The 2,676-nt window shown below is 72.7% G+C and carries 3 protein-coding genes; all 3 read right to left on the minus strand.

Features of this window, described 5'->3' with window-relative positions; translation table 11 throughout:
• Positions 1-756 (minus strand): TOMM precursor leader peptide-binding protein (locus tag J1C73_RS14935; protein WP_372446689.1); only part of this gene is annotated, 756 nt, incomplete at its 3' end.
• Positions 753-1,508, minus strand: a complete 756-nt coding sequence (locus tag J1C73_RS14940; RefSeq protein WP_207316805.1) for an ABC transporter permease — start codon at positions 1,506-1,508, stop codon at positions 753-755. The genes J1C73_RS14940 and J1C73_RS14935, both read right to left, overlap by 4 nt.
• On the minus strand, positions 1,505-2,482 hold the full coding sequence (locus J1C73_RS14945) for an ABC transporter ATP-binding protein (RefSeq protein WP_207316806.1): 978 nt from the start codon (positions 2,480-2,482) through the stop codon (positions 1,505-1,507). The genes J1C73_RS14940 and J1C73_RS14945 overlap by 4 nt, the downstream gene beginning before the upstream one ends.
• Positions 2,483-2,676: the final 194 nt, after the last annotated feature.

Genomic DNA, 2,676 nt, shown 5'->3' on the forward strand with positions numbered 1-2,676 from the left:
TACGAAGACACTGCCGGCGACCGGGGCGGTGGTCGGGGAGGTGACGTTCAGCCAGGTTCCGCCGCCGAGGGCCCCGCAGACCGGGTTGGCGAGGGCGTCCTCGGGGATCGGGTACGCGGAGGCGGCGCGCAGCCGGTAGGTGCCCGGGTCGGGTTTGGGTCGGGTCTCCAGGGTGAGCGGGCGGGGCTGCGCCGGGGTGGCCGGCGGGGCACAGTCCGGGCAGAGAGGGTCGGCGAGAACCGGGTAGGTCCGCACCTGAAGGGTCATCAAGTCAAGTCGGGATACCTGGGGAAGGGACCGGTCGGCCGGGTCGGGGGCGGGCGGTGCTGCGGCCGGTTCGTCGTCGAGCAGCGCGGTGCACAGGGCGGCGACGGCGTCGTACGCGTGGCCGGTGAGCAGCGGCCAGGCGCCTGTCGGGCGAGGGCCGTCCGGGCCGCCGGTCTCCAGGGCGTCGCGTTCCGAGCGGCTGCGCAGCCGCTGCCAGCGCAGGGCCAGGCAGTGGCCGCAGGCGGGGGCGGTACCGTCGCCGCCCCAGGGGCCGATCAGCACGGCGGAGGCGGTGAGGTGAACGCGCGCCGCAGCCCGCAGGTGTGCCCAGGGGTCGGGGGCGCCACGGTCGCCGAGCGTGGCGGCGGCGTCGGTGGCGCCGACCGGGACGACGGGGACGTCCTGGCCGAGGCGGTCGGCGAGCGCCGCGTGGAGGGCGTCCCGTGCTGTCTCCATCGGCTGCGGCAGCGGCCGCGTGGGGGCGCTCACGAGGACCTCGTCCAGCGGAACGTCCTGACCGCGATGACGCCGAAGACGAGTGCGAACAGGGCGAGTCCGGCGCAGCCCACCGCGACGTCGGAGCCGTCGCCGCGGCCCGTCAGCGCGTGGGACACCGCGTCGTTGAGGTAGCGCAGTGGCATGACCAGGGAGACCTTCTGCAGCCAGGAGGGCATGGCGTCCAGCGGGAAGAACGAGCCCGACAGGAACGCCATGGGCAGCATCAGGAAGTTGGCGACGGCCGCGACGGACTCGGGGGTGTTGGCGAACGAGCCGATGATCACGCCGAGCAGCAGGAAGGTGGTGATGCCGAGGATCATCACCGGAATCAGCAGCGGCCATCCGGAGGCGGGTTCCAGCCCGAACAGCGGCAGCATCGCCACCCCGATGAAGAGCAGCGACTGCACCAGGCCCACCACCAGTGCGATGGCGTAGCGGGAGCCGATCACGGCGGACAGCGGGGCCGGGGACATCCGGATCAGCCGCAGGATGTCGTCGGAGCGCCACTGCATCAGCGTGAACGCGATCCCGAACACGGCGGCGTTGGCGACACCCCAGGCCAGCACCCCGGCGGCGGTGTACGAGATGTAGGACAGGCCGCTCTGCTCGACGTCCTGGCCCTGGAAGATCAGCCCGAAGACGACGAGGAAGAGGAGGGGGAAGGCGAAGGTGAAGAACAGAGTCGTCTTGTCGCGGACCTGGGCGCGGTAGCCCGCTCCGGTCAGTGCGGCGTACGCGCTCATGGCTGGTGCTCCGTGGTGGTCTCGGGGGTGCGGCGGGGGGCGAGCGGGTCCTGGGCGAGACGGGCGGTGAGGTCGAGGTAGACGTCCTCCAGGCTGGGGGTGCGGGTCTGCACCCCGTCCAGGCCCACGAGTTGGTCGAGGGTGCTGAGCACCCGGCCGGTGGTGCGGGTCTCCAGAACCAGGGAGCCTCCCTGGACGGTGACGCGGTCGACGCCGGCGATGGCCGCCGCCTTCTGTTCGTCCAGCCGGCCGAACGGCAGCAGCAGCCGGCTCGGGGCCCGGGAGGCGTCCACGAGGTTGTGCGGGCTGTCGGTCACGGCGATCCGGCCGTTCACCAGGATGGCGATGCGGTCGCAGAGCTCCTCCGCCTCGTCCAGGTGGTGCGTGGTGTAGACGATGGTGCGGCCCTCCGCCTTGAGCCCGCGCAGTACGTCCCAGAGGTCGCGCCGGGCCTGCGGGTCGAGGGCTGCGGTCGGCTCGTCCAGGAAGATCAGCTCGGGCCCGTGGACGAGGGCGGAGGCGATGGCGAGGCGCTGGCGCTGGCCGCCGGAGAGGTTCTCCACCTGGACGTCGCGCTGTCCGGTGAGCCCCACGGTGTCGAGGGTGGCGTCGGCCGCCGCCCGCGAGGCCCCGTAGAGGGAGGCGACGGTACGCAGGTGCTCGTGCGCGGTCTGCCGTACGAAGAAGGCGGAGGACTGGGTCTGGATGCCGATGCGGGGCAGCAGGGCGGTGTTGCGCGGCCACGGGGACTCGCCGAAGAGCGCGACCGAGCCGGTGTCGGCGTGGCGCAGCCCTTCCATGATCTCCACCAGGGTGGACTTTCCGGCGCCGTTGGGGCCGAGGAGGCCGAAGAACTCACCCCCGCGGATGTCCAGGGACACGTCGCCGACGGCCTGCCGGTCCCCGTACCGTTTGGAGACCCCCTGCACGTGGACGGCGGTGGGCGTGGTTCGCATGGCCTGTTCCTCACTCATGTGGTGCGTGGTTCCTTCGGTCGGGGGGGCGCGGTCAGGTCACCCAAGCAGCAGCAGAAGCGCCACCGTGCAGGTTCCGGCCACGGCGAGGAGCAGCAGGAGGGCCGACCCGATGCCGTACGCCGTGTGGATCAGCCGGGCGCGGCGGGGGTAGGCGGCGGTGGCCTCGGCGCCGGTCCGGCGCAGCGCCAGAT

The sequence above is a fragment of the Streptomyces laculatispora genome, from assembly GCF_017353455.1.
In the GTDB taxonomy this organism is placed as follows: domain Bacteria; phylum Actinomycetota; class Actinomycetes; order Streptomycetales; family Streptomycetaceae; genus Streptomyces; species Streptomyces laculatispora.